Here is a 25673-nt window from a genome sequence, read left to right on the forward strand (position 1 = left end):
AGCCGTCCGACTCACCGGCAACGGACGGGAGCAGGTGCTTTTGTGGCGCCGGGCCGCGGCACTCGCAGGCGGGTGAGCGCCCCGATGTAACACTGCAGCCCTGATCGGCGACATTCCCCCTGACGTGACGCGCGGTGCAGCGTTTGCCCGTGCGTCGACTGCCGGTCTGGTTTCGGGGAGTGGACATTGACTATCGACGGTTTCTTGGTGCGGCACCGGATTGCGACTCGGGTGTTCACCCGGGTCGCGTTGGGGGTGGTGCTGCTGGTGGGTTTGACGTGGGCCCTGTGGCCTGCATCGACGCGCACCGACGACGCCGCGTTGGTGGCGTCGACCACCGAATGCCACGACATGGTCACCGTCTCGATCGCCGGCCGCGGTGACACGCCCCGAGCGGGCACCACCAGGATGCTCGTCGACGAGAACGGCAACGAACTGCCCGCGGCGTCTGCGGACGATTACGAGAGCCCGTGGATCGATCAGGCGGCCAACGCACCGATTGGCGCCGTCGATCCTGACTCGTACGCCGCTATGTACATCGCGTACCCGGCGGACATGTCCAGCTACGAAGACGCGGTGAACACCGGTGTCGCGAACACCGAAGAGGTGATGAAAGCGATCCGCTTCTCGTGCCCGGACACCCAGTTCGCGATCGTCGGCTACAGCGAGGGGGCCGATGTGGCCCGCCGTGTCGCGATGAACGTCGGCCACCAGGAAGCCGGTGCGGACGGCGAATACGGGATCGTGAATCCGAGCGACGTCGTCGGTGTCGTCATCCTCGCCGACGCCGGACGCGCCGACGGTCAGGGTCCCTTCCCCGGCGCGGAGAACCCCTTCGCCAATCCAGACGGATTCGACCAGCAGTACCAGAGCGGCGATAACCCCGTTTCCGGCCAGGGTGCGCTGCCGGACACCGGCGGCTCGGATTTCGGCGACCTGAACGGCCGGATCGCCTCGTTCTGCTCCGAGGGCGACCTCACCTGCGCGGCACCACAGAACATTTCTCTGTTGCAGCTGGTCATCAACGTCGGCCGACAGCTCGACGTCGACGCACTCGAAACCGAACAGTTGACCCCGGCGACGGGCATCGACGTCGCGACTGTCGTGTCCCGGATCGCGCTCGACGCATTCGCGGACATCAAGTCGCAGCCCGACTGGATGCAGGGCGACGAGACTTTCCTGAACGTGCTGCTGAAGGTGTCGGATCCGTCGTACACCGGACCCGCTGAGACGCTGACGCCGACCACGGACCAGGCCGACGCCTCGGGCATTCCGGGTGCGACTCCGGTGTCGGGAGAGCTGGATTCGATCTCGGCAGAGGAGATGTCGCCGCTCGCATACCTACCGGAAAAGCTGTTCAATGAAGTCATCGGCCTGATTGTGACGAATCAGAACACGATCCCGGTGGTCATGAGCGACCCGTACCAGCTGACGCTCGGCCCCGACGTCGGGCACCACTTCGACTACTGGCGCGACGCCGATCCCGAGAACGGCAAGTCGTTGACCTCCGCCGACTACGCGGCGGCATGGTTGACCCACCTCGCAGAGCAGGCTCAAGCCGGTGAGCGGTTGGACCCGTCGGCGAAGCTCAGCCCGACCGAGCTGTCGGAGGCATTGGAGGAGGTGGCGGCCACCTCGGCTGCAGCGTCCTCAGCGGCATCGTCTGGCGCGTCGCCGTCGGCCACACCCACGGGTGCGTCGTCGTCGGCCGCGACCATCACGACTCCGGTTCCCACGTCGGCCGCGCTGTCCTCTGCAGCGTCGTCGTCGGCCGCTCCCGCCGAGGCCACGACGGGTAGTGCCCCTGCCGCCACAGCGGCACCAAGCAACACCGACGCGGCTACGCAGCAGCAGCCGACGACCACCGAGACCACGACGAAGACACCGGTGGCGAGCGAGTCGATCTCACCTACTACGACCTCGGCGCCGGTGGGGTAGCCGCGTCGGGACCTTCGGTGGCCTCACGTGTTTCCGCAAGCCGCGTCGGAGCCCGCGCAGGAGGTCCACCGCTACGCGACCGAACATCTCGGCGCAAGCCCGGTTCTTCTGGGGCGATGGGGGAAATCCTAGTGAGGGCTCCCTCTCGCAGCTTCTCGGCGGCGAGACCGCATCCCCTGGGTTAGAGCAGGTCATGGTCCTCGCCAAGTTCTTTCACGTGCCGCTGGACTACTTCGCAGGCGGTGACCCGTGTCAGGATTACCAGGGGTCGAGGAACCACTCGGGAAGAAAAGGGGTAAGCGGTCTCAGTAGAGTGCTGTCACCACTGTGTATGTCATCGGTGCCACGATCAAGCCCGTGGCTGTTCCGGCCAATACCTGTGTCAGCGTGTGATCGCGTAGATGCAGTCGCGCCCAGCCGATCACCGGAGTAAGCGCCAACAGCAGCCACCACCAGGGCGAGATGGCCAGACCGATTATTGCGACCGATCCGGACCAAACGGCGGTGTGTACTGAAGCCTTGATGTGAACGATCGAGGTCCACACCCCGATCGCCAGCAAAGTTGCCAGGCCCGCGATAGTTAGGCCGACGGTTTGTTCTGGAGCGCCGAACGCGAGCTGAAGCACCAGTGCGGCTGCCACGAGAACCAAAATCGCCACGATGACGCGATGTCTCTGGTCATGCTGGGTGACGTGATGATCGCCGACGCGATCGCGGCTCATCTCCCACAGGATCATCAGCATCGGTAAAACACCGGAGAACAACGCCACCACGGCACCCCACAGCCAGCTCCCGGCGTACACGCCGACTAGAAGTGACGCAGCAATGTTTACAGTCCACGGAGCGGCAATCTCGGTCAGCACCCGAGCCATGACATGGGCTGATCTGGCTCCTACCAAAGTGGTCACCGGCGTAGCCTTTCGTATTCGTGACCGATTTGTCGAACCCGGTGCATCTCAGTGGCTTGATCCGGCGAGCATGGGGAGCTGATATGACAGAGAGGGCATGAGGCCCAGTCTCCTTCTCGGAAACCGGGTGTTAACTGCGGCGTTCATGCAACAGAAAGAGAGCCCATGATCAGGCGTGAAATGACGGCTGCTGCGGCCCGGAGATCGGCGCTCTGGGCGCAGGGCTTCGGCGACAACAAGCCGGCCGCGGCGCCGACTCGAAGACACGTCCGGTCGATCCTCGATCGGGTGCGGCTGTTTCAGATCGACTCGGTCTCGGTGTTGGTGCGCGCCCACTACGTCCCGCTGTTCAGCCGTCTGGGCGAGTACGACCGCGGATTGGTCGACTCGGCGGCATGGTCGCACACCTCCCGAGCGCCGCGCATACTGACCGAGTACTGGGCGCACGAGGCCGCGTTCATCCCGATCGAGGACTGGCCGCTGATGCGCTGGCGAATGCACCGATACCGGCGGGGGCGGTACTCGGGCGAGGCCCGGGCGCTCGACCGAAATCCGGCCCTCGCCGCGGACGTTCTGGATGTGATCGGTGCGGTGGGTGCGTGCAGCGCCGGCGACCTCGAGAAGCGCCTCGGGGTCGACCGGATCGATCGCAAGGGTTCGTGGTGGGATCGCAGCGACACCAAAGTGGTGTGCGAGCAGTTGTTCGCTTCCGGCGCACTCGCGGTGGGCAAGAGGGTTGCGTTTACTCGCCACTACGACCTCACAGAGCGCGTCCTGCCGAAATCGATTCTTGCCGAGGAGGTTCCGGCGGACGATGCGATACGGGGTCTCGTACAGCGATCCGCGCGGGCTCTGGGCGTTGCCACCGAGTCGGACCTGCGCGACTATTACCGCCTATCCAAAGCGCAGACGGTGCCGGCCATCGAGGATCTCGTCGAGGATGGGGTGCTCGAACGGGTGAGGGTCCGTGGCTGGGACGCACCGGCATTCCTACACCGCGACGTACGCGTACCGCGCCAGATGGACGTGGCCGCGTTGCTGTGCCCATTCGATCCGCTGGTTTTCTGCCGTCCCAGAACGGAGCGGATCTTCGGTTTCCGCTATCGCCTGGAGATCTACACTCCCGCTCACAAACGAGTACACGGATACTACGTCTTTCCGTTCCTACTGAACGGCGAATTGGTGGCGAGGGTAGATCTCGCGGCGAACCGGGCTTCGGGGGTACTCGAAGTACGGTCTGCCTTCGTGGAATTCGATCAGTGCCCGGAGCGGGTGGTAGAAGCTCTACTTCCCGAACTGCAAAGGATGGCAACGTGGTTGGGGCTGGACGAGGTCAGGGTGAACGACCAGGGTGACCTCGGTGCCCTCCTCGCGGTCGAGGCGACCCGACCGCGAGGAGCCTAGTCGACGACCGCGAGGAGGGCAGAGAATTACAGGCTCTCGACGAACTTCGTCAGGCCCTTGCTGGCGGTCTCGAGTGCGGTCTTCTGCGCCTTCTTTACGAGGAATCCGGGCAGTGGGATCTTTGGATCGATCGTCAACTCGAACGTCACCTTCGTGCCCGTACCGGACTTGGTGAGGACGTACGAACCGTCCTGCGTGTTTTGCTGACCACTCTCGACGAGGTGCCACGACACGGTGTCGTCGCCATCGAACGTGTACTCGACCACCTGCTCGTCGTTGATGCCGAGGATCGAGACGCTCATCCGGACACGGTCGGGACGCCCGTCGTCGTGCGTGCTCTCGATGGTGACCGACTTATGGGGCGACGACCACTCGGGCAGGCGGTCTACAGCAGCAATCGCGGCCATTACCGTGGCCGGATCTGCCTTGATTTCGAATTCTTTGACGCCGGAAACGGCCATATTCTTCGCTCCTTCGAGCCCATGGCGACTCTCACCGTGTGGCTGATGCGACGTAATTACATCACCGTTGCCGTTGGGCGCGCGGAGTGAGTGCTCGCGTGCTCAGTATTCGTCCCTGCTGTTGCGGCGAATCTGATCATCGAGGGCGCCTTTGACCGCCTGCGAAACCCAGGAATTGAGTGACACGCCGTTTTGGGACGCGGCTTCCTCTGCCTTCGATTTGATCTGATCCATCAAACGCAGCGTGACGCGGCTGATGTCACCGGTGGCGTCATCGATGGCGGCGCCGATGTCCTCGGCCGTCGCATTCCGCTCGCCCCCGCCCTCGGGGTTGGCTTTGGGGTTGGCGCAGGTGCGGTGCACCTCGACTGCGACCTCGGTTCCGTCCGATCGCAAAGCGACGGTGCGATTGCCCAGTTCGGTAGACACCTCACCGGCGAACTCCGTGAGTACGGACAGGAGAATCAGTCGAGTCGCGGGCTCGACGGCAGCGGCGAGAGCCGTCGCCGTCGCCCGAGTCTGCTCGTCGCCGAGCGCGGCTGCAGAGTTCAAATCGTCTCGCAGCCGGGAGACGTAGTTGTCGAGGTCCATGACGTCAGTGTGACGCCATAGATGGCGTCAGTCAAGGAAGTCTTCGAGATCCCTTTGGCGGAGTCGTGGAGTCCCGCGACGCCAGTGAGGGCAGCGACTAGTGTCGATCCATCAGAAGGGACTTCCGATCAGGGAGTTGGGCAGGAGGACCAGAGCAGTGCCGCAGACCGTTCCGCTCAGGGTGCAACTCATCGCGAAGACGGAGTTCTTGCCGCCGGAAGACATTCCTTGGGAGACCGACGCGGATGGCGGTGAAGCGCTGGCCGAGTTTGCTGGCCGGGCGTGCTACCAGAGTTGGTCCAAACCCAACCCGCGTACCGCGACCAACGCCGGATACCTGCGCCACCTGCTCGAGGTCGGCCACGAATCGGTCCTCGAACACGGCAGTGTCAGCTTCTATATCACCGGCATTTCGAGGTCCTGCACTCATGAATTGATTCGACACCGCCACTTCTCCTACTCGCAACTGTCGCAGCGATTCGTGCGGGAGAACGACTCGAATGTCGTCGTCCCGCCCGCGATCGCCGGCGATCCTGAACTCGAACGACTCTTCGCCGAGGCCACCCACGCGAGTCGGACGGCATACGCTGATCTCCTCGAAGCTCTCGAATCGAAACTAGCGGACACGTCCAGCGTGCCGTTGCGTAACAAGCAGGCCAGGCAGGCGGCGAGGGCAGTCCTACCCAACGCAACCGAGACCCGGGTGGTGGTCACGGGCAATTTCCGGGCGTGGCGGCACTTCGTTTCAATGCGTGCCACTGAGCACGCCGACGTAGAGATTCGCCGGGTAGCGATCGAGTGCCTGAGGCAGTTGCAGGCGTCCGCCCCGAATGTCTTCGGCGACTTCGAGATAGTGGTCTCGGCCGACGGAACGGAAGTGGCGCGGAGCACATTCTCCGGGGACGCGTGAGTGGTGTGCGAAAGTACCTGAGGCACCGGGTAGCCTTCTGACCATGACCTACGGTGATTCCGCTTCTCCCGTCGAGCGTCCGTTCGGCACCGTGTCCACAGCGATGGTGACGCCGTTCACCTCGGACGGAAAGCTCGACGTCGATGCAGGTGTCCGCCTTTCCGCTCACCTCGTCGACAACGGGTGCGACGCCCTCGTCCTCGGCGGTACGACCGGTGAGTCGCCGACAACCACTGAGAACGAGAAGCTCGAGCTGCTCCGAGGGGTGATCGATGCGGTGGGTGACCGCGCGAAGATCATCGCCGGCGCCGGCAGCAATGACACTGCGCACAGCGTTGCGCTGGCACGTGATGCCGCCCGCGCAGGCGCGCACGGTCTCCTCGTCGTGACCCCCTACTATTCGCGGCCTCCGCAGGCGGGGTTGTACGCGCATTTCACCGCGGTTGCCGATGCCACCGATCTCCCGGTCATGCTCTACGACATTCCACCGCGATCGGTGGTCCCCATCGAGACGGAAACGATCCGGCTGCTGGCAGAGCATCCACGCATCGTCGCGGTCAAGGACGCCAAGGGTGATCTCAATGCCGGCGCCGAGCTGATCGGCACCACCGACCTCCAGTTCTACTCGGGCGACGATCCGCTCAACCTTCCATGGCTCGCGGTCGGCGCCATCGGATTCGTCAGCGTCATCGGACATCTCGTGCCCGCGCGGCTGCGAGAGCTGCTCGCTGCCTTCCACGCCGGTGACATGGCGCGCGCGCGTGCCATAAACCTGAGTCTGATCCCCGTGATCCGGTCGGTGGCACGCCTCGGCGGTGTCAGCGCGTCGAAGGCCGGTCTGCGGTTGATCGGCATCGACGTGGGGGAGCCTAGACTCCCACAGGTGGCGCCTACGCACGATCAGATCGACCTCCTCGCTGCAGACCTCCACGCTGCGGGGGTGCTCGCATGACCCGCACTCCTCGTCGCCGTGGCGCGAGCCGTCAGGCCGGCCCGCCGTCTCCCACTCCGACCCCGACCCCGACCCCGACCCCGACCCCGACTGCCACTCCGAGCCCGACTCCCGCTGCCGCCGAGTCGCAGAAGGCGGCACCCGAAGCCATTCCAGCGGCGACCGGGCGGCCGAGGTCGGCGCCGATCGTGGCAGATCAGCCGACGGCTCCCAGGTCGGCGGGGGCCAAGTCTGCGCCGGTGAAGGCTCCTTCCGCGAAGGGCGGCGCCGCCAACAAGTCGCCTTCGCGGCCTGGAAAGCGGGGCGGCGGCAACAACCGCCAGAACACCCGGGTGTCCGCAGCCGATCCGACTGCACGCCTCGGTGCCCCGCCGAAGGCGCCATTCAAGGGCCTTCGCGTGGTGGCGCTCGGTGGTATCGGCGAGATCGGTCGCAACATGACCGTGTTTGAGCACCAGGGCAAACTGCTCATCATCGACTGCGGCGTGCTGTTCCCGGAGGACCAGCAACCGGGTGTCGACCTGATCCTCCCGGACTTCCGCCACATCGAGGACCGGATGGCCGACGTCGAGGCGGTGATCCTCACGCACGGCCACGAGGACCACATCGGGGCCATCCCGTTCCTGCTGCGCCTGCGGCCGGACCTGCCCGTCGTGGGTTCGCGGTTCACGCTCGCTCTTGTCGCGGCCAAGTGCCGCGAACACCGCCAGCGGCCCAACCTCGTCGAGGTGGTCGAGGGCCAGCGCACAGGGCACGGGCCGTTCGAGTGCGAGTATTTCGCCGTCAACCATTCGATCCCCGACGCGCTCGCGGTCGCGATCCGCACCGATGCCGGAGTCGTGTTGCACACTGGCGACATCAAGCTCGACCAACTTCCGCTCGACGGCAGGCTCACCGACCTGGGCGGGTTCTCGCGCCTCGGCGATGAGGGCGTCGACCTGTTTCTCGTGGACTCCACCAATGCCGAGGTGCCGGGATTTGTCACGCCTGAACGCGAGATCGGCGGCGTGCTCGACAATGTCATCGGTAAGGCCCGGCAGCGCGTGATTGTGGCGTCCTTCGCCAGCCACGTCCACCGCATCCAACAGGTTGTCGATGTCGCACACCGATACAACCGCCGCGTTGCGTTCGTCGGCCGCTCCATGGTCCGCAACATGCAGATCGCACAGGATCTCGGATATCTGAGCGTTCCCGACGGCCTGGTCGTCGACATCGACACCGCGGCCAACCTGCCCGACGACCGACTCGTCCTTATCTCTACCGGTTCGCAGGGTGAGCCGCTCTCGGCGCTGTCGAGGATGGCGCGTGGCGAGCATCGGCAGATCAACATCCGGGAAAACGATCTCGTCGTCCTGGCGTCCTCGCTTATCCCGGGCAACGAGAACTCCGTATTCGCCGTCGTCAACGGGCTCGCCAAACGCGGCGCCACAGTCGTCACCCAGCAGAGCGCGAAGGTGCACGTCTCCGGTCATGCGTCCGCGGGTGAACTCTTGTACCTGTACAACGCCGTTCGGCCCACCAATGCGATGCCGGTGCACGGAGAATGGCGTCACCTGCGTGCCAACGCGGCTCTCGCGAAGGCCACCGGAGTGCCGGAGGAACGGATCCTGCTCGCGGAGGACGGCGTCGTCGTCGACATGGTCGACGGTCTCGCCGAGATCGTCGGGCAGGTGTCCGTCGGGCACGTCTACGTCGACGGACTGTCGGTCGGTGACGTAGGTGACTCCACGCTGTCGGATCGACTGGTCCTCGGCGAAGGTGGGTTCATCGCCATCAGCGTGGTCATCGACGAACACACGGGCCGCGTGGTCAGCACTCCCGAGGTGTCGGGACGAGGATTCTCCGATGATCCGACCGCACTGAAAGCCGCGGCGCAACTGGTCGAGGCGGAACTGCTGCAACTGGCGGCCGAAGGTGTCAACGACGTGCATCGCATCGCTCAGGTGATTCGGCGCGTCGTCGGCAGATGGGTTGCGGACAAGTACCGGCGCAGACCGATGATCGTGCCGACCGTCATCGCGGTGCCGTCGTCCGAGGGCGAGTAGTTCCCGGGCAGGTAGATTCGTCTGAATGACCTTCGCCCGAGATGAACGCCTCGCCCTTGTCGACTCGATGGCCGAATTCGGTCCCGATGCCCCGACCCTCTGCGGGACGTGGACCAATCGGGATCTCGCCGCCCATCTCATCGTGCGCGAACGACGCCTCGACACCGCTCCCGGCCTCGCCGTCAGCCGACTCGCCGGACATACGGAGCGGGTCCGGAACGAGACCGCGGCGCGTCCGTGGAGTCGTCTGCTGGACGAGGTCAGGTCCGGTCCGCCCGTGTGGTCGCCGATGTACTGGGTGGACGGCCAGGTGAACATGGGCGAGATGTTCGTCCACCACGAGGACGTCCGGCGCGCGCATGACGGATGGAAGCCGCGGATGCTCGCCGGTGAACGCCAGGACGCGCTGTGGGGTCTGGCGCGCAAGGTCGGCCGACTTGGCTACCGCCGCTCTCCGGTGTCTGTCGTACTCGAGCGGCCGTCCGGCGAGCAGGCCGCTGTCCGCAAGGCCGGCGACCGGCGGGTGATCTTGCGGGGTGAACCCGCGGAACTCGCCCTGCACGCCTTCGGCCGGGACCAGGTGCAGGTCGAGACCGACGGTTCGGCCACCGATATCGAGTCCGTGATGTCCCTCGAACGCGGCTTCTGACACCAGCCCGGACCAGGTCTCACCGTGTTATAGGTGTTGCGGATGGTCCGGAAGGTGCCGTAGCGACTAACCTGAGGGTCATGGCAGGAAAGGCGAGCGCCCGCGGTACGAGCACGACGAGGACGGGCGCGCGAGGGGCTTCGACGTCCTCCAAGCCGAAATCACGCACAACTCGCACGGTCAGCACCCCGCGGAAGTCCACGCCGCCCCGCCGCGGCGGCTCTCGTAACAGCACCAGGCGGCCGGTGGGGAAGAAGCCATCTACTTCCGGTCCACTGAAGTCGCTGGGGCGGGGGATCGGTGCCGGTTGGTCGCTGATGGCCAGGGGGGTCGGTGCTACCACCCGGACCGTCGGCAAGGCCACAGAGATCGAGCATGGGCACAGGCGCGACGGCATCGCGCTCGGACTCATCGCGATCAGCGTGGTCGTCGCGGGCAGGATCTGGTTCTCCGCGGGCGGGCCGATCGGCGAGTGGATCGAGACCGGCGTGCGTACCGTCTTCGGTGGGGCGGCGGGAGTGCTTCCCCTGATCGGTGTGGCCGTCGCCCTGATCCTCATGCGGACCGAGCCGAGACCGGAGATTCGGCCCAGGCTCGTCCTCGGCTCGCTCCTGGTGGGTCTGCCGGCGCTCGGACTCTGGCACATCGCCTCCGGGGCACCGACCGACACAGAGGGCCGCGCCCGGGGCGCAGGTTTCGTCGGTTACGCGGCCGGTGGTCCGTTGACCGATGGTCTGACCGTATGGCTCGCCGTCCCACTGTTGCTGATGGCCGGGCTGTTCGGTGTCCTGCTGCTGACCGGGACGACGATCCGCGAGGTGCCGGGCAAGTTGCAGTCGTACTTCGGGACCTCGCTCGGCCGCGAGTACTACGCCGACTACGACGACGGCTACGACGACGGCGGCGAAGGTGACCCCACACTGTTCGACGCGGACGGTTATCCGGTCGACGACTACCGGACCGGCGTCCGTGGGGCACCGGCCGACAACTATCCCACCGATGAATACGACGTCAGTGCCACCGCGAAGACGGAGGTGCTCGGGCTGTGGGACACCGAGCCGCCCGCAGAACCCGCCCCGGCACCTGCTCCGGTTCCGTCTCCGAGACGGGCGCGCACCAAGGCCACACCGATGGTCGCCCCAAAGCAGGAACCCGAATCCGAAACGGCGTCCGAAGTAGACAAGTTCGTCACGGATCGAGTCGTCGAGGGCGACTACATCCTGCCGCCCGCGTCGCTGCTCGTCGAGGGTGATCCGCCGAAGAAGCGCAGTCCAGCCAATGACAAAATGATCGAGTCGATCACCGAGGTGCTCGAGCAGTTCAAGATCGACGCGGCGGTCACCGGATTCACCCGTGGGCCCACCGTCACCCGCTATGAGGTCGAACTCGGGCCGGGCGTGAAGGTCGAGAAGATCACGGCTCTCGCCCGCAACATCGCCTACGCCGTCGCGACCGACAACGTGCGCCTGCTCGCGCCGATTCCCGGGAAGTCGGCGGTCGGCATCGAGGTGCCCAACTCCGACCGGGAGATGGTTCGCCTCGCAGACGTGCTCACCGCGCCGTCCACTCGCAAGGACCACCACCCGCTGGTGATCGGTCTGGGCAAGGGCATCGAGGGCGATTTCGTCAGCGCCAATCTCGCGAAGATGCCACACCTGCTTGTGGCGGGTTCGACCGGCTCCGGCAAGTCGAGCTTCGTGAACTCGATGCTGGTGTCGCTCCTGTCTCGGGCGACGCCCGAGGAAGTGCGGATGATCCTCATCGACCCCAAGATGGTGGAACTGACGCCTTACGAGGGCATTCCGCATCTCATCACGCCTATTATCACGCAGCCGAAGAAGGCTGCTGCCGCACTGGCCTGGCTGGTGGAGGAGATGGAGCAGCGCTACCAGGACATGCAGGTCAACCGGGTGCGCCACATCGACGACTTCAACTCCAAGGTGAAGTCCGGTGAGATCACAGCGCCGCTCGGCAGCGAACGCGTGTATCGGCCGTACCCGTATATCCTCGCCATCGTCGACGAGCTTGCCGACCTCATGATGACCGCGCCCCGCGACGTCGAGGACGCGATAGTGCGGATCACACAGAAGGCGCGTGCCGCCGGCATCCACCTCGTGCTGGCCACGCAGAGGCCCTCGGTGGACGTGGTGACGGGTCTGATCAAGACCAACGTGCCGTCGCGGCTGGCGTTCGCGACGTCGTCGCTGACCGACTCGCGGGTCATCCTGGACCAGCCCGGTGCGGAGAAGCTGATCGGCAAGGGTGACGGGCTGTTCCTGCCGATGGGCGCGGGCAGACCCACCCGCATGCAGGGCGCGTTCATCACCGACGAGGAGATTGCGGCCGTCGTCGACTTCGCGAAGAACCAGGCAGAACCGGAGTACACCGAGGGTGTCACCGCGGCGAAGGTCGGCGAGAAGAGGGACGTCGACGCCGACATCGGCGACGACATGGACGTGTTGTTGCAAGCGGTGGAACTCGTCGTCTCCAGTCAGTTCGGTTCGACATCGATGCTGCAACGCAAGCTGCGGGTGGGCTTCGCGAAGGCCGGTCGTTTGATGGACCTGATGGAGACCAGGGGAGTGGTGGGACCGAGCGAGGGATCCAAGGCGCGTGAGGTGCTCATCAAGCCCGACGAACTCGACGGACTGCTGTGGTCCATTCGTGGCGGCGATCCGAATGAGGCGCCGTCCGGCCAGGACTAGGCTCCCCGTGATTGCCTGAACTGGGTTGTTTGCGGGTTCGTTGCGGTTCGCTCGTTGTGGTTGAATGGTGAGCGAATTGGAGGGGAGTATCCCCACCTCTGTGGCAGCATCGTCAACACGACCGGCACCGTTGCCGCTCCGGCGCTGTCGGTCGTTCGGGCAGTTGGTTCCGATTCGGCGGGAGAGACCTCCGGTACCGACCAGGTTCGCCGGAGGTCCGCTTTATGCACGTGTCACCGCTCGTCTGGGTCATCACCTGTGTGGTGATTCTCGGACTGTTCGTGTTCGATTTCTTTGCGCACGTGCGCACGCCGCACGCACCTACGTTCCGCGAGTCGGCCTTCTGGTCGACGGTGTATATCACGATCGCCATCCTCTTCGGCCTGGTCGTGATGTGGCACTGGGGGGGGGGCCAGTACGGCGGCGAGTACTTCGCCGGTTATGTCACGGAGAAGGCGCTGTCGGTCGACAACTTGTTCGTGTTCGTCATCATCATGGGGACGTTCGCCGTGCCCCGGGAATATCAGCAGAAGGTGCTGCTGATCGGCATCGTGATGGCACTGGTGATGCGCGGAATCTTCATTGCGGTCGGTGCCGCGGCGATCAACGCCTACAGCTGGGTGTTCTACCTGTTCGGCGCCTTCCTCATCTACACCGCCTACACGCTGGTACGCGATCACGGACACGAGAAGGAGGCGGAGGAGGAACGCGATTCCAGGATTGTCGCCATCGCGAGGAAGATTCTCCCTACCACTGACTCCTACGACGGCGACAAACTCGTCACGCGGGTAGACGGCAAGCGTGTGGTGACCCCGTTGTTGCTCGCTCTCCTCGTCATCGGATTCACCGACCTTCTGTTCGCGCTCGACTCGATTCCCGCGATCTACGGACTCACACAGGAGCCGTACATGGTCTTCACAGCCAATGCGTTCGCACTGATGGGTCTGCGGCAGCTGTATTTCCTGATCGGCGGATTGCTCGACCGCCTGGTGTACCTTGCGTACGGCCTGTCGATCATCCTTGCGTTCATCGGCGTCAAGCTCGTCCTGCACGCTTTGCACGAGAACACGCTGGGCTTCGTGAATGGCGGTGAGCACGTCGCCGTGCCGGAGTTGTCGACGGCCGTGTCGCTCGGCGTCATCATCGGCGTGCTGGCGGTGACGACTGTCGCCAGCCTCTTGAAGACGCGGAACACCACGCCCGCGCGGTAAGTTGCCGTGTGCCATGCCCGAGGACGGCTACCCGGGTGGATCAGGAGCTGAATTCGCCGACTACCGGAATCCACTCGACGATCCGCGTGGCCGCGATGAGATCGTTGCGGGCGAACGGGTCGTGAGTGAAGAGCAATTCCACGGTCGTCGCGTCGGCGGCATCGACGACGATGAACGCTCCGCTGCCGTCGGCGAACGGGCCGGACGACACGACGGTCTTCCGCTCGGCCAGCCCACCGAGCCATTCCCGGTGGGCGGGGCGGTGCTCGTCGCGTCCGGCAACCGTCTCGGCCGAATACGTGTACTCCACTACGAACAGGGGCATGGTCTCGCTCTCTGGTGAGGTGTTTCCTCGAACACTAGAACTCGAACACTAGAAGAGGTCAGAGGGTGAGAAGCATTCGGGTGTTGCCGAGCGTGTTCGGTTTGACGTAGCTCAGGTCGAGGAACTCGGCGACACCGGTGTCGTACGAACGGCACATTTCGGCGTACACCTCCGCCGTCACGGGGGTGCCGTCGACTTCGACGAATCCGTGCTTGCCGAAGAAGTCGACTTCGAACGTCAGGACGAACAGTCGCTCGAGGTCGAGTTGCTTCGCGACCTCGATCAGCTTTGCGACCAGATCGTGGCCCACCCCCCGGCCCTTGACAGCGGGATCGACCGCGATCGTGCGTACTTCGCCGAGATCGGCCCAGAGCACATGCATTGCGCCACAACCGATCAGGTTGCCGTCGTGTTCGGCAACCCAGAACTCCTGCACGGACTCGTAGAGGGTGACGAGGTTCTTCTGGAGCAGGATCCTTCCGGCGTAGATGTCTATCAGACGCTTGATCTCGGGGACGTCGGAGGTTCGTGCTCGCCGCACGATCAACTGAGTGTCGGCAGCATCCGACGTCCGAGAAGTCATGTCGTGCACATTAGCGAACGGCCTTACCGATATTCTGGGGCACGTGCCGGTACGACCTACGAATCCACCCGACTCCCCGTTGCTCCCAGGGGTGCAGTTCGACGCTGGGGTGTGCCGATGAGTACGCAACGCGAGGATTGGGCGGCCGCCGACGACGCAGCGGCTTCTGATCAGGCCGCCGAGCCGGTAGGTGAGGCGACGGTACCGCTTCTGAACATTGCGAACATTCTCACGATCCTCCGGATCTTCCTGGTCCCGGTCTTCCTGGTGGTGCTGTTCGTCGACGACGGTCATACGACGACCTGGCGCCTGGTGGCCACCGGTGTGTTCGTAGTCGCCGCCATTACCGATCGGATCGACGGGCAACTCGCCCGCAAGTACGGCCTGGTCACCGATTTCGGCAAGCTCGCCGATCCCATCGCGGACAAGGCGCTGATCGGCGCGGCATTGGTGGGCCTGTCGATCCTCGGTGATCTGCCCTGGTGGGTGACGGCGGTGATCGCGGTGCGCGAACTGGGCATCACGCTGCTCCGGTTCGCGGTCTTGCGGCACGCCGTCATCCCCGCCGGTCACGGCGGCAAACTCAAGACGCTCGTACAGTCGGTCGCGATCGGCTTCTATCTGCTGCCGCTGCCGGACGGGTTCGAGATCGTGGGCTGGATTCTGATGGGTGCCGCCGTGCTGCTCACTGTGGTGACCGGGCTGGACTACGTGGTGCAGGCGGTGCGTCTGCGGGCCGGGGTGCACAAGGTCGAGGCGAACGCGAGTACGGGGGCGTGACCGACCCGCTGGTGGAGGGGACGCGGGTCGCCGAGTTGGTTGCCGTGCTCACCGAGCGCGGGGAGACAGTCGCCACCGCGGAATCGCTGACCGCGGGATTGCTTGCCGCGACCATCGCCTGTGTTCCGGGCGCCAGCGCTGTGCTCCGCGGTGGGCTGGTCGTCTACGCTACCGATCTCAAGTCGACGCTCGGTGGGGTCGACCGCAGGCAGTTGGCTCAGGACGGCCCCGTATCAGCCTCTACGGCACACGCACTCGCTGAGGGTGCTCGGGAGCGATGCGGTGCCGACTGGGGTATCGGGCTGACGGGTGTCGCGGGTCCGGACACGCAGGACGGACATCCGGTGGGGACAGTGTTCCTGAGCATTTCCGGGGCCTCCGGAACCTCGGTCCGGCACCTCGGATTGGCCGGCGACAGGTGGTCGATTCGCAAATCTACGGTTTCCGTTGCCGTGTCGGGCCTCCTCGATCGTGTGCAGGGAACATCCGCAGGCTAAGGTCGGGAACCAATCGGTCCTGTTCGCGCGTTGAGATAGGGCGAGACAGGTGACGGATGAAGGAGGAGCGAGATGGCGTTGCTATTGCGTCAGGCGATAGGTGACAGCCTTCGGCGCACGCGCGTTTCACAGAGCCGGACCCTGCGTGAGGTCTCCAACAGTGCGCGTGTGAGCCTCGGATATCTGTCCGAGGTCGAGCGGGGACGCAAGGAGGCTTCGAGCGAACTCCTGGCGGCGATTTGCGAGGCACTGGACGTTCCATTGTCCGATGTGCTGGTCGACGTCAGCGAATCGTTGACCGACAGGTCTTCGGCCAAGCGTGGGGACACCGAGCGGACCCTGCCCGCCGAGGCTCCTGCTGGGAGCGCACGAGCGGGTTCGACGAGCATTGCCCGCGACACGCGGGTGGTCATCCCCGCACGTCCGGCGCAGGCATTGGCTGCCGCGTAGCACCAACCGCGTTGAACCGATACATTTCTTGTTAACTGCCGATCTCTTCTCTCGGTGGATAGACGGTGGGGGCACGCAGCCCTTGTTCCGGTGCGTGACGGTCGCGCATCGGGTCGCGCAACGCGCGGCGCAACAGATGGAGGCAGGATCAAACCAATGGCTAATCCTTTCGTCAAGGGATGGAAGTACCTGATGGCCCTCTTCAATTCCAAGATCGATGAGAAGGCTGACCCCAAGGTTCAGATTCAGCAGGCGATTGAGGATGCGCAGCGTCAGCACCAGGCCCTGTCTCAACAGGCCGCATCTGTCATCGGTAACCAACGCCAGCTCGAGATGAAGCTCAGCCGCCAGCTCGACCAGGTGGAGAAGCTCAACGCCAACGCACGGCAGGCCGTCAACCTGGCCGATCAGGCGCAGGGTGCAGGCGATGCCGACAAAGCCGTCCAGTACACCAACGCTGCCGAGGCGTTTGCCGCGCAACTCGTCACCGCCGAGCAGGGCGTCGAAGACCTCAAGGCGCTGCATGACCAGTCACTTCAGGCCGCCGCACAGGCAAAGAAGGCAGTCGAGCAGAATGCGATGGCACTGCAGTCGAAAGTCGCCGAGCGCACTAAGCTGCTCAGCCAGCTCGAGCAGGCCAAGATGCAGGAACGCGTCAGCGAGTCTCTCCGCACAATGGACAGCACGCTATCCGCGCCGGGCAACACACCCAGCCTCGACGCCGTACGCGACAAGATCGAGCGCCGTTACGCTGACGCACTCGGCTCGGCCGAACTCGCGCAGAACTCGGTGTCGGGTCGCATGATGGAGGTTCAGCAGGCGAGTGTCCAGATGGCTGGTCACAGTCGGCTCGAACAGATCCGCGCCTCGATGAAGGGCGATGCGCTGCCGTCCGGCGGCGCCACCAGTGCGCCGGCCAAGCCGGCCAAGCCCTCACTCGACAAGCAGCCGCCCACCGCGGGCCAGACTGGCACCTCGGGTCAGTAGCCGAACAGCAATCGCATGAGTATCACCCGAGGTGGCCGACCCGGACGCGCAGTCCGGTCGGCCACTTTCGTGTCCGGCCTACTCGGCATCCAGGACACTCTCCGTGAGGCCGGGGAATCCGTCGCGGATGCGGTGCAACGATGGCGTGATCCGCGAGAACGTCTGCTGCGGAAGAAGAGACAGGCGAGGCGCCGCGCCAAGCGCTACGGCATCCTGTCGGGATCTTCGGCCGCCGGTGCCGCAGGTCTTGCCCTGATGTCCGCACCGGAGTGGTCGATGCTCATGGCAGGCGGGGGCGCAGTGGTATTCGCGGTTCCCGCGGTGATGGCCGTCCGCAGTTTCCGCAGGCTCGGTGCCGTTACGTTGCCACCGGGTCTTCCCGCACGTCGTGTGCTTCCGGATCCGGCCTCGGTTGCCAGGGAGCCGATGGAGCGACTCGCGCGCAGCGAGCGGGCTCTTCACGGCATCCTCGGTGTGCTGTCCCGCTCGGGAACGGTCAGTGCCGAGGACATCGAAGACACCGATTCGACGGCGCGCTCCGCCGCAACCGCACTCCAGGCGGTGTCCATCGACATCACATCCATGGAGGACGCCACCCGCGGCGGCAGGGCAGCGGCGGCAGCCCTGCATCGTGCAATCGCCTCCGCAGCGACGCAACTCGACGACGGCGTCGAACAGTTCGAGAAGTTCGTGGCTGCTGCCGCCGAAGTAGCTGTCCCGGGAACGGCGGGCGGCGTCGGTGGGCTCGCCCTTGTGCGTGCCGAACTGGTGTCGGCCACTGAGAAGCTCTCCGGACTGGCCGCGGCGCTCGACGAGATCGACGACATCGTCCGCCGGTACCGCTGAGGTCAGTCGTCGGCGCCGCGGGCGGCGAGTGCCTCACCCATTGCATCGGCTGTCATCAGCGTGCTCACGACCACGGGTGCTGCCAGGGCTCGCAGAGAGAAGCCCAACCCCCGCGACTTTCGGGCGTCTTCGACGCGCCGGACGATCCCGGACATCAGCGGAATGCAGCGGATCGTCATGGCAAGCACCAGCGCCACTCGGTCCGGGTTGACGCCGATCCGGCGCAGTGGCCGCATGGCCGCGGTGATTGCGTCCAGCATGTCGGTGACCCGCGTCGTCAGGCTCAGCAAGGCGGCGGCCGCCACCGACAGCAGGAGTGTCCCGCACACGATGAGGGCCCGCTCCCATCCGGTGAACACGACCTGGAATGCCCCGATGACGACGAGCATCCAGAGCAGAGGTCGGGGTTGTGACGCCGCCGCACGGACGGGGATCCGCGCGACCGCATATGCGCCCACCACGATCAGGGCTGCGGGCAGGAGATCCCATGGCTGGCGGACGAAGACGGTGATGGCAACGATGCCCCCGACGAGGGCGAGGACTTTCGGGCCGGCGGGAAGTCGGTGCACGACCGTATCGTCGGGGTGATACAGCCCGAGGGTGCTCATCGAACCAGGTTGCGGTAGAAGTCGATCGATGCGCTCGGCGCACCGTCAGCAGCGACCCGACCCTCGTCGACCACGAGAACCCGGTCGAACGAGTCGAGCAATTCGAGCTGGTGGGTCACGACGATCATTTGCTGAGGGAGTTGTTCGAACCTTTCTGCGACGATACGGGTATTGCGCAGGTCGAGCAGGGTGGTCGGTTCGTCGGCGACGAGTACCTCGGGTTCGGTGACGATCACCGCGGCCAGGGCGAGGAGTTGCTTCTGCCCACCCGACAGCAGGTGGGTGGGGTGGTCAGCGTGGTCGGCGAGCCCGAACTCTTCGAGAACCCGGGCGACACGGTCGGCGCGTCCGGTCTTGTCCAGGGAGGTCCGGCGCAGCGAAAATCCGATGTCCTCGGCCACCGTCGGCATGATGATCTGGTGGTTGGGGTCGGTGAAGACGAAGCCCACCTTCTTCCGCACCTGCCGGCCCCGTCGGGCGGTGTCGAGGTCGTCGACGGTCACCGTGCCGGCGGACGGCACGATGAGCCCGTTGATCATGCGGGCGAGCGTCGACTTGCCTCCACCGTTCGCCCCGACGATGCCGATGCGGTGCTCGCTCAGGGTCAGGTCGACATCCTCGAGGACGGGTCGCTCGCCGTAGGCGTGTCGGACGCCGCGGAACCGGATGTCGCTCATCGTCGCCGACCACTCATCGCCGCTGACCGATCACCGAGATCAGTGAACCTTTGCCTTGCCGAACGCCGTGGCGGAGTCTCTCGACAATGCAGGGTAGGCCCGATGCACCTGAGAGGCCACGAGTGCCGTGATGACCGCCTTGATCAAATCGCCGGGAAGGTACGTGGTGTTGGCTGTGACGGCCTGCCACAGCGTGAGGTCCGCACGCATCATCATCCCGGCCAGCCCGAAGGCGTACAGGACGATGATTCCGCCGAAAATGTTGATCACGATCCCGGGGGCGATCCGGTAACGGGGAAGGAGTCGGACTGTCAGCCAGCCGATGACGGCGACTGCGGGTATCCACCCGATGAGAAATCCCGCCGTGGGTCCGGCCAGCGACGTGAACGTGGTGCGCCCGCCTGCGAGCACCGGGAGCACGAGGCCCAGCGCTATCACGGTCAGTACCGAAAGCACCCCCTTGCGCGGGCCCAGTAGTGCACCGGCCAGCATGACGCCCAGCGTCTGCAGGGTGATCGGCACGCCGGAGCTACCGACGTTGATGGTGCCGGGCAAGCCCAGCGCCACGATCAGCGCGGCGAACACCGCGACGTGGGCAAGGCCACGTGCGGATAGTGGGGGTGTCGACGACACGGCCTGCGTGCTCCTCTCCGTGCTGGACTGAACTCGCCGAGTTTACGTCAGGGTGCCGGCGACATTTCGCGCGCGCGTCGCCAAGAGCCGTAAGGTGTGGGGGAGAACCCTGATCTTTTCCTGATTTTTCGGTGACCTGGCGATTTGCTCCAGTCGGTGTGCGAGGCTGGTGTGAGTACCCGACAACTGGAGCCGACGATGTGTCGGGCACAGCATTCGAAGGCGCAGCATTCGATCGCACAGGAATCGATCGGGGAGATGTCGAGGAGGCAGTCGTGTTCTGGAAGATTGTACTGGCGGTCGCGGTGATCTGGATCGCGCTTGCCGTGGTCGGTGCGCTCACCAAGGCCCTGTTTTCGATCCTTGTGATCAGCGCCGTGGTGTTCGGTCTGTATTTGCTGTTCAAGGCGATGTCCGGATCCGGCGACAAGTCGGACGTCACGCGTCGCTGACGGACATCCGATCCGCACTCGTGACCAGTGCGGGCTGGTAGCGCGGGTTTGCCCCTCGTTCACCGATTGGCGCGGTCGGCCATTGCGCCATCTTGCCTAGCAACCGCATCATTTCCCCTTGTCGCCAGACTCGGTGCGGGCCGCCCGTGAACGGGCATGAGACGAGCCGAAGGGGTGCGGTGTGATTCGCCCGCCGGTTCGGTACTTCGGGTTTGGGTATGCGTTACGGTGTTACACATAGTGTCTATTCGTAATCCTTTGTCGCGCGATCCTTTGCCGCGCGAAGGCAGCCCACCGAGCGTCGAAGACGTCATTCTCGATGCCGCACGTTCGTGCATCCTAGATTTCGGGCTTCGCCGAACCACGCTGGCCGAGGTTGCTCGTCGCGCGGGCGTCAGCAGGCCGACCGTATACCGGCGGTGGGCAGACACCAGGGCGGTGGTCGCCGACCTCATGACGCGCGAGATCACAGCCGTGATCCCCACTTTTTCGGCGGAGGAATCGATTCATCGCCAACTGGTGGATGCGGTGATCCACGTGTCCACCAACGTGCGCGAGCACTCGCTGTTCGTGAAGATTCTGCATTCGGATCGGGAACTGTTCACCCCCTACATCCTCGAGCGGCTGGGTACCAGCCAGAAGGCGATCATCGACCAGGTCGCGCTCGCGGTGTCGGCGGGTCAGCAGCAGGGATCGATACGCTCCGGCGACAGTCGCCATATCGCCGTCATGGTGCTGCTCATGGCACAGTCCGCGGTGCAGTCCGCGGCGATGGTGGCGAAGGAACTTCCCGGCCAATCGCTGACGCAGCAAGTCCGCAATGCCATCGGGGCCTACCTGGCACCCGACAACCACACGCCAACTCGAGGAGACCGGTGAACAACTCGAACACTCCATCCGTCAAAAGCTCGTCGGCGCTCAACGCCGCCCGCAGAGCGCGCGAACTCGACCAGTTGTCCAACGGCGAAACAGTGGATCTGCTGGTGATCGGTGGAGGAATCACCGGCGTCGGCGTTGCACTCGACGCGGCGTCCCGCGGGCTGACTGTCGTACTCGCCGAAAAGAGAGACCTCGCCTTCGGAACCAGCCGGTGGAGTTCGAAACTTGCCCACGGCGGACTGCGTTACCTGGCGACGGGCAACGTCGGCATCGCCCGGGAGAGCGCGGTCGAACGCGGAATCCTGATGACCCGCACGGCCCCGCACCTCGTCCGCGCGCTGCCGCAACTCGTCCCGGTCCTCGATTCCACCACTGCATTCAGCAAGTACCTCGTCCGCGCGGGCTTTTTGGCCGGTGACGTCCTCCGTGCGAGCGCCCGCACGTCGTCCTCGGTACTGCCGAGGTCTCGAACCGTCCGGTCCGACCGGGTGATCGAACTCGCGCCCGCGGTCCGGCGTGACGGGCTGCGCGGTGGATTGGTGGCGTTCGACGGTCAATTGATCGACGATGCGAGGCTCGTCGTGGCCATCGCTCGTACTGCCGCTTTGCACGGTGCGAAGGTTCTCACCCGCACCGGTGCCTATGATGTCACCGGGACGTCGGCAACGCTTCGCGACGAACTGACCGGCTCGGAGATGCGGATCAAGGCGCGTGCGGTGGTCAATGCGGCGGGTGTGTGGGCGGGCGAGGTCGATCCCGAGATCGCGCTCCGACCGAGCCGTGGAACTCATTTGGTACTCCCTGCCGAGAGGCTCGGCAACCCCACCGCAGCCCTTACGGTCCCCATCCCTGGTGAGACCAATCGTTTCGTCTTCGCGCTGCCCGCGCAGTTGGGCCGCGTGTATCTGGGACTTACCGACGAGGCGGCTCCGGGGCCCGTTCCGGACGTCCCGACCGCCTCGGACGAGGAGATCGACTTTCTTCTCGCCACAGTCAACACCGCGCTCGAGGTGCCGCTCGAGCGCTCGGACATTCTCGGCACCTTCGCGGGGTTGCGCCCGTTGCTCGATACCGGCGACGGGTCCACCGCGGACCTGTCCCGCAACCATGCGATTCTGCGTTCCGGCACTGGTCTCGTCAGCGTGGTCGGTGGCAAGCTGACCACCTACCGCAAGATGGCGGAGGACGCCGTCGACGCGGCTGTCGAGGGGTCGGGACTGGAAGCAGGCCCGTGCCGGACCCGGACACTCCCGCTGGTCGGCGCCGCGGCACCCGAGGCGCTGCGGAATGTGGCTGCGCCGCCGACGCTGCTGGCTCGCTACGGAACGGAAGCGGCGTTGCTGGCCGCCGCCGCCCCAGACCTTCTGGCGCCGATCGCAGAGGGACTGGATGTGAGCCGTGCCGAGTTCGAGTTCGCGGTGACGCACGAAGGTGCGCTCGACGTCGACGACGTGCTCGACCGGCGCACGCGGATCGGGCTCGTCCCCCCCGACCGTGAGCGCGCCTCGAGCGCTGCCGCATCGGTGTTCGAGATGGGGTGACGCCGACCGTGTGACACCCTGTGGTCGTGCGAGTCGCCGTCGTTGCCGGGCCTGATCCCGGACATGCCTTTCCTGCCATTGCGTTGTGCCTTGCGTTCAGCAAGGCCGGAGATGATTCGGTCCTGTTCACAGGTGCGCGCTGGGTCGAGGCGGCCCGGGCAGCCGGGGTTCCCGCCGAGTTGTTGAGGGGTCTGGCGCCCCGCCCGACGGACGACGACCTCGATGCCGGTGCCCGTATTCATGCACGGGCCGCGCACATCTCCACCGAGATGCTGCCCGACCTCCGTGCGATAGGACCGGACCTCGTGGTCTCCGACATCCTCACCGCGGGCGGAGGGATGGCTGCTGAACGGCTCAGGATTCCATGGGTCGAATTGTCCCCGCACCCGTTGTATTCGGCGTCGAAGGGATTGCCGCCCATCGGAAGTGGATTGGCTCCAGGGGAAGGTGTTCGCGGCCGACTCCGGGATACGCTGATGCGGGCGGCGACGGCACGGTCGATCCGGATGGGCGTGCGGCAACGCTCCGAGGCGCGCGTCGGTGTCGGACTGCCGGCGAATGACCCCGGGCCGGTGTGCCGGTTGATCGCGACACTTCCGGCGCTCGAGGTGCCGAGGCCTGACTGGCCTGCCGAAGCGCATGTGGTGGGGCCCTTGCTATGGGAGCCCACGAATGAGGTACTCGCGCCCCCGGACGGCGTCGATCCGCTGGTCATGGTCGCGCCCTCGACGGCGTTCACAGGCGCGGAGGGGATGCTCGAGACGACTTTGTCCGGGCTCGACGGGGCAGGTGTCCGGGTGATCGCGTCCGTTCTCGACGGAGCGTCGACGCCTGTTCCGCCGTGGGCGCGAGCAGGTCTCGGGCGTCAGGACGTGATGCTGCGCGAAGCCTCTGTAGTTGTCTGCGGCGGTGGGCACGGCATGTTGGCCAAGGCGTTGCTGGCAGGCGTTCCGGCCGTGGTGATTCCCGGCGGCGGCGACCAGTGGGAACTCGCGAACCGGGCCGCACGGCAGGGGAGCGCCGTGGTGGTGCGTCCCCCGAGCGCGGAGGCGCTCCGCACGGCGGTCGAACAGGTGCTTGCCGACGGCGCATATGCCGAGGCGGCGCAGCGGGCCGCGCGGACCGTCGAGAACGTCACAGATCCGGTGGACGTGTGCCGCGGTGCGCTGCGGTGAGAGTGCAGTTCGCGGTTCGGCTACCGTGGGCGTGTGCGACTGACCGAATTTCATCAACTCATCCGCGAGGAGTTCGGGCAGATGCGTGGTGATGCACTCCTCATCGACCACGTGCTGCTCAATCTGGGTGGGAAAACCGCAGCCCAAGCCATCGAGGACGGCCGGGAGCCTCGTGAGGTCTGGCGAGAACTCTGCATCGAGTTCGATGTCCCGCCGCTGCGCAGGTAGCAACACCGCGCAGGTAGCAACACCGCGCAGGGAGCAACACCGCGCAGGGAGAATTCGGCGTGTCGAACGGCCCGATACACAAATCGAACACATGTTCCCCTATGCTGGTGATGTTCGGTGGTCACGGTTCTTGTCGGTACCCGGATCTAACCTGACTGCAAGATCGCTGATGAGACTCGAGAATGGGGACGACGATGGCACCACAGGCACACGATCGTGACAAGGCGCTCGACCTCGCGCTGGCGCAGATCGACAAGAACTTCGGCAAGGGTTCGGTGATGCGCTTGGGCGAAGGTGTGCGTCAGCCGATCGCTGTCATCCCCACCGGTTCCATCGCGTTGGACGTGGCTCTCGGCATCGGAGGTCTGCCCCGCGGACGCGTCGTTGAGATCTACGGCCCGGAATCGTCGGGTAAGACCACCGTGGCTCTGCACGCGGTCGCCAACGCTCAGGCGAACGGCGGCATCGCAGCCTTCATCGATGCCGAACACGCCCTCGATCCCGACTACGCCCAGAAACTCGGCGTCGACACCGATGCCCTGCTGGTGTCGCAGCCTGACACGGGTGAGCAGGCGCTCGAGATCGCCGACATGCTGATCCGGTCCGGCGCCCTCGATATCCTCGTGATCGACTCGGTAGCCGCTCTCGTCCCGCGCGCCGAGATCGAGGGCGAGATGGGTGACAGCCACGTGGGCCTGCAGGCGCGGCTGATGAGTCAGGCGCTGCGCAAGATGACCGGTGCCCTCAGTAACACCGGAACCACTGCGATCTTCATCAACCAGTTGCGCGAGAAGATCGGTGTCATGTTCGGTTCCCCCGAAACCACCACAGGTGGTAAGGCGCTGAAGTTTTATTCGTCTGTGCGCCTGGATGTTCGGCGTATCGAGACCTTGAAGGACGGCACCGACGCAGTGGGTAACCGAACGCGTGTCAAGGTGGTCAAGAACAAGGTCGCCCCGCCGTTCAAGCAGGCGGAGTTCGACATTCTCTACGGTCACGGAATCAGCAAGGAAGGCTCGCTGATCGACATGGGGGTCGAGCACGGATTCATTCGTAAGTCCGGTTCCTGGTACACCTACGAAGGCGACCAGTTGGGGCAGGGCAAGGAGAACTCCCGTAAGTTCCTGTTGGAGAACACCGACATCCGGGACGAGATCGAGAAGAAGATCAAGGAAAAGCTCGGAATCGGTGCCGACGTCAGTGTTGCCACGGATGACGCAGCCCCGGCCGAATTCTAG

27 protein-coding genes are annotated in these 25673 nt (G+C 65.2%); 19 read left to right on the top strand and 8 right to left on the bottom strand.

The annotated features are described in order from the left end of the window. Positions 1 to 186: 186 nt before the first annotated feature. On the top strand, positions 187 to 1938 hold the full coding sequence (locus RM2_RS04475; protein ID WP_072687625.1) for a cutinase family protein: 1752 nt from the start codon (positions 187 to 189) through the stop codon (positions 1936 to 1938). Between the two features lie 305 nt (positions 1939 to 2243). On the opposite strand, the gene RM2_RS04480 is transcribed toward RM2_RS04475, so the two are convergent. Continuing rightward, positions 2244 to 2846 (bottom strand): phosphatase PAP2 family protein, encoded by a 603-nt coding sequence (locus RM2_RS04480; protein ID WP_245813730.1) that lies wholly within the window; start codon positions 2844 to 2846, stop codon positions 2244 to 2246. 165 nt (positions 2847 to 3011) lie between these two features. On the opposite strand from RM2_RS04480, the gene RM2_RS04485 reads away from it, so the two are divergent. After that, a complete protein-coding gene (locus tag RM2_RS04485; protein ID WP_072687627.1) occupies positions 3012 to 4250 on the top strand; it encodes a winged helix-turn-helix domain-containing protein in 1239 nt (412 codons plus the stop codon). Between the two features lie 26 nt (positions 4251 to 4276). Here the strand turns inward: RM2_RS04485 and RM2_RS04490 are convergent, their stop codons facing one another. Next, positions 4277 to 4711, bottom strand: coding sequence for an SRPBCC family protein (locus RM2_RS04490; RefSeq protein WP_072687628.1), 435 nt, complete (start codon positions 4709 to 4711; stop codon positions 4277 to 4279). Between the two features lie 102 nt (positions 4712 to 4813). Continuing rightward, the gene (locus tag RM2_RS04495; protein ID WP_072687629.1) at positions 4814 to 5302 is read right to left on the bottom strand and encodes a toxin-antitoxin system HicB family antitoxin; all 489 of its coding nucleotides are present in this window, start codon (positions 5300 to 5302) and stop codon (positions 4814 to 4816) included. A gap of 157 nt (positions 5303 to 5459) precedes the next feature. On the opposite strand from RM2_RS04495, the gene thyX reads away from it, so the two are divergent. The 6 genes from thyX (at position 5460) to RM2_RS04525 (ending at position 13774) form a co-directional block, all read left to right on the top strand. Beyond that, positions 5460 to 6212 carry an FAD-dependent thymidylate synthase gene (gene thyX / locus RM2_RS04500; protein WP_072687630.1) on the top strand — a complete coding sequence of 251 codons (753 nt, stop codon included), beginning with the start codon at positions 5460 to 5462 and terminating at the stop codon, positions 6210 to 6212. Between the two features lie 43 nt (positions 6213 to 6255). Continuing rightward, the gene (gene dapA / locus RM2_RS04505; RefSeq protein WP_072687631.1) at positions 6256 to 7164 is read left to right on the top strand and encodes a 4-hydroxy-tetrahydrodipicolinate synthase; all 909 of its coding nucleotides are present in this window, start codon (positions 6256 to 6258) and stop codon (positions 7162 to 7164) included. After that, positions 7161 to 9209: a ribonuclease J gene (locus tag RM2_RS04510; RefSeq protein ID WP_072687632.1), complete on the top strand. Its 2049-nt coding sequence runs from the start codon at positions 7161 to 7163 to the stop codon at positions 9207 to 9209. Before dapA ends, RM2_RS04510 begins: the two co-directional genes overlap by 4 nt. Before the next feature lie 25 nt (positions 9210 to 9234). Further along, positions 9235 to 9858 (top strand): TIGR03085 family metal-binding protein, encoded by a 624-nt coding sequence (locus RM2_RS04515; RefSeq protein ID WP_072687633.1) that lies wholly within the window; start codon positions 9235 to 9237, stop codon positions 9856 to 9858. 80 nt (positions 9859 to 9938) lie between these two features. Next, positions 9939 to 12563 carry a DNA translocase FtsK gene (locus RM2_RS04520; protein ID WP_072687634.1) on the top strand — a complete coding sequence of 875 codons (2625 nt, stop codon included), beginning with the start codon at positions 9939 to 9941 and terminating at the stop codon, positions 12561 to 12563. A gap of 224 nt (positions 12564 to 12787) precedes the next feature. Next, complete coding sequence (locus RM2_RS04525; protein ID WP_072687635.1) at positions 12788 to 13774, top strand: TerC family protein; 987 nt, start codon at positions 12788 to 12790, stop codon at positions 13772 to 13774. A gap of 40 nt (positions 13775 to 13814) precedes the next feature. Here the strand turns inward: RM2_RS04525 and RM2_RS04530 are convergent, their stop codons facing one another. Next, positions 13815 to 14099 (bottom strand): YciI family protein, encoded by a 285-nt coding sequence (locus tag RM2_RS04530; RefSeq protein ID WP_072687636.1) that lies wholly within the window; start codon positions 14097 to 14099, stop codon positions 13815 to 13817. A 58-nt stretch (positions 14100 to 14157) separates the two neighbouring features. Beyond that, on the bottom strand, positions 14158 to 14682 hold the full coding sequence (locus RM2_RS04535; protein WP_072687741.1) for an amino-acid N-acetyltransferase: 525 nt from the start codon (positions 14680 to 14682) through the stop codon (positions 14158 to 14160). A gap of 117 nt (positions 14683 to 14799) precedes the next feature. Between RM2_RS04535 and pgsA the strand changes: the two genes are divergently transcribed. From pgsA to pspM, 5 genes are all read left to right on the top strand, one after another. Continuing rightward, on the top strand, positions 14800 to 15462 hold the full coding sequence (gene pgsA, locus RM2_RS04540; protein ID WP_072687637.1) for a CDP-diacylglycerol--glycerol-3-phosphate 3-phosphatidyltransferase: 663 nt from the start codon (positions 14800 to 14802) through the stop codon (positions 15460 to 15462). Then, on the top strand, positions 15459 to 15959 hold the full coding sequence (locus RM2_RS04545) for a CinA family protein (RefSeq protein ID WP_072687638.1): 501 nt from the start codon (positions 15459 to 15461) through the stop codon (positions 15957 to 15959). Before pgsA ends, RM2_RS04545 begins: the two co-directional genes overlap by 4 nt. Before the next feature lie 72 nt (positions 15960 to 16031). Beyond that, positions 16032 to 16409 carry a helix-turn-helix domain-containing protein gene (locus tag RM2_RS04550; RefSeq protein WP_072687639.1) on the top strand — a complete coding sequence of 126 codons (378 nt, stop codon included), beginning with the start codon at positions 16032 to 16034 and terminating at the stop codon, positions 16407 to 16409. A gap of 156 nt (positions 16410 to 16565) precedes the next feature. Beyond that, positions 16566 to 17396: a PspA/IM30 family protein gene (locus tag RM2_RS04555; protein ID WP_072687640.1), complete on the top strand. Its 831-nt coding sequence runs from the start codon at positions 16566 to 16568 to the stop codon at positions 17394 to 17396. 15 nt (positions 17397 to 17411) lie between these two features. Continuing rightward, positions 17412 to 18242 carry a phage shock envelope stress response protein PspM gene (gene pspM, locus RM2_RS04560; RefSeq protein WP_072687641.1) on the top strand — a complete coding sequence of 277 codons (831 nt, stop codon included), beginning with the start codon at positions 17412 to 17414 and terminating at the stop codon, positions 18240 to 18242. Positions 18243 to 18244: 2 nt separating this feature from the next. Here the strand turns inward: pspM and RM2_RS04565 are convergent, their stop codons facing one another. The 3 genes from RM2_RS04565 to RM2_RS04575 are packed head-to-tail and all read right to left on the bottom strand — an operon-like array spanning position 18245 to position 20160. Beyond that, a complete protein-coding gene (locus tag RM2_RS04565; RefSeq protein WP_072687642.1) occupies positions 18245 to 18850 on the bottom strand; it encodes an energy-coupling factor transporter transmembrane component T family protein in 606 nt (201 codons plus the stop codon). Beyond that, entirely contained in the window at positions 18847 to 19527 is a 681-nt protein-coding gene (locus RM2_RS04570; RefSeq protein WP_072687643.1) for an energy-coupling factor ABC transporter ATP-binding protein, read from the bottom strand. The genes RM2_RS04565 and RM2_RS04570 overlap by 4 nt, the downstream gene beginning before the upstream one ends. A 39-nt stretch (positions 19528 to 19566) precedes the next feature. Then, positions 19567 to 20160 (bottom strand): biotin transporter BioY, encoded by a 594-nt coding sequence (locus RM2_RS04575; RefSeq protein WP_072687644.1) that lies wholly within the window; start codon positions 20158 to 20160, stop codon positions 19567 to 19569. 275 nt (positions 20161 to 20435) lie between these two features. Between RM2_RS04575 and RM2_RS24390 the strand changes: the two genes are divergently transcribed. The 6 genes from RM2_RS24390 to recA all read left to right on the top strand — a co-directional run bounded on the left by RM2_RS24390 (position 20436) and on the right by recA (position 25673). Further along, a complete protein-coding gene (locus RM2_RS24390; protein ID WP_169846673.1) occupies positions 20436 to 20612 on the top strand; it encodes a hypothetical protein in 177 nt (58 codons plus the stop codon). Positions 20613 to 20852: 240 nt separating this feature from the next. Continuing rightward, the gene (locus RM2_RS04585) at positions 20853 to 21491 is read left to right on the top strand and encodes a TetR/AcrR family transcriptional regulator (protein WP_072687646.1); all 639 of its coding nucleotides are present in this window, start codon (positions 20853 to 20855) and stop codon (positions 21489 to 21491) included. Further along, positions 21488 to 23032: a glycerol-3-phosphate dehydrogenase/oxidase gene (locus RM2_RS04590; protein ID WP_072687647.1), complete on the top strand. Its 1545-nt coding sequence runs from the start codon at positions 21488 to 21490 to the stop codon at positions 23030 to 23032. Before RM2_RS04585 ends, RM2_RS04590 begins: the two co-directional genes overlap by 4 nt. 26 nt (positions 23033 to 23058) lie before the next feature. Beyond that, positions 23059 to 24207 carry a glycosyltransferase gene (locus RM2_RS04595; protein ID WP_072687742.1) on the top strand — a complete coding sequence of 383 codons (1149 nt, stop codon included), beginning with the start codon at positions 23059 to 23061 and terminating at the stop codon, positions 24205 to 24207. A gap of 33 nt (positions 24208 to 24240) precedes the next feature. Further along, positions 24241 to 24435, top strand: coding sequence for a DUF3046 domain-containing protein (locus RM2_RS04600; protein WP_072687648.1), 195 nt, complete (start codon positions 24241 to 24243; stop codon positions 24433 to 24435). 194 nt (positions 24436 to 24629) lie between these two features. After that, positions 24630 to 25673 carry a recombinase RecA gene (recA, locus tag RM2_RS04605; protein ID WP_072687649.1) on the top strand — a complete coding sequence of 348 codons (1044 nt, stop codon included), beginning with the start codon at positions 24630 to 24632 and terminating at the stop codon, positions 25671 to 25673.

Origin of the sequence: Rhodococcus marinonascens NBRC 14363 (genome assembly GCF_001894885.1) — a bacterium.
GTDB lineage: Bacteria > Actinomycetota > Actinomycetes > Mycobacteriales > Mycobacteriaceae > Rhodococcus_F > Rhodococcus_F marinonascens.

What these genes read in the sequence shown, in the direction of transcription:
- RM2_RS04485 (WP_072687627.1), top strand. Translation starts at nt 3,012, where the DNA reads ATGATCAGGCGTGAAATGACGGCTGCTGCGGCCCGGAGATCGGCGCTC.
- RM2_RS04490 (WP_072687628.1), bottom strand. Translation starts at nt 4,711, where the DNA reads ATGGCCGTTTCCGGCGTCAAAGAATTCGAAATCAAGGCAGATCCGGCC.
- RM2_RS04495 (WP_072687629.1), bottom strand. Translation starts at nt 5,302, where the DNA reads ATGGACCTCGACAACTACGTCTCCCGGCTGCGAGACGATTTGAACTCT.
- dapA (WP_072687631.1), top strand. Translation starts at nt 6,256, where the DNA reads ATGACCTACGGTGATTCCGCTTCTCCCGTCGAGCGTCCGTTCGGCACC.
- RM2_RS04510 (WP_072687632.1), top strand. Translation starts at nt 7,161, where the DNA reads ATGACCCGCACTCCTCGTCGCCGTGGCGCGAGCCGTCAGGCCGGCCCG.
- RM2_RS04515 (WP_072687633.1), top strand. Translation starts at nt 9,235, where the DNA reads ATGACCTTCGCCCGAGATGAACGCCTCGCCCTTGTCGACTCGATGGCC.
- RM2_RS04520 (WP_072687634.1), top strand. Translation starts at nt 9,939, where the DNA reads ATGGCAGGAAAGGCGAGCGCCCGCGGTACGAGCACGACGAGGACGGGC.
- RM2_RS04525 (WP_072687635.1), top strand. Translation starts at nt 12,788, where the DNA reads ATGCACGTGTCACCGCTCGTCTGGGTCATCACCTGTGTGGTGATTCTC.
- RM2_RS04530 (WP_072687636.1), bottom strand. Translation starts at nt 14,099, where the DNA reads ATGCCCCTGTTCGTAGTGGAGTACACGTATTCGGCCGAGACGGTTGCC.
- RM2_RS04535 (WP_072687741.1), bottom strand. Translation starts at nt 14,682, where the DNA reads ATGACTTCTCGGACGTCGGATGCTGCCGACACTCAGTTGATCGTGCGG.
- pgsA (WP_072687637.1), top strand. Translation starts at nt 14,800, where the DNA reads ATGAGTACGCAACGCGAGGATTGGGCGGCCGCCGACGACGCAGCGGCT.
- RM2_RS04550 (WP_072687639.1), top strand. Translation starts at nt 16,032, where the DNA reads ATGGCGTTGCTATTGCGTCAGGCGATAGGTGACAGCCTTCGGCGCACG.
- RM2_RS04555 (WP_072687640.1), top strand. Translation starts at nt 16,566, where the DNA reads ATGGCTAATCCTTTCGTCAAGGGATGGAAGTACCTGATGGCCCTCTTC.
- pspM (WP_072687641.1), top strand. Translation starts at nt 17,412, where the DNA reads ATGAGTATCACCCGAGGTGGCCGACCCGGACGCGCAGTCCGGTCGGCC.
- RM2_RS04565 (WP_072687642.1), bottom strand. Translation starts at nt 18,850, where the DNA reads ATGAGCACCCTCGGGCTGTATCACCCCGACGATACGGTCGTGCACCGA.
- RM2_RS04570 (WP_072687643.1), bottom strand. Translation starts at nt 19,527, where the DNA reads ATGAGCGACATCCGGTTCCGCGGCGTCCGACACGCCTACGGCGAGCGA.
- recA (WP_072687649.1), top strand. Translation starts at nt 24,630, where the DNA reads ATGGCACCACAGGCACACGATCGTGACAAGGCGCTCGACCTCGCGCTG.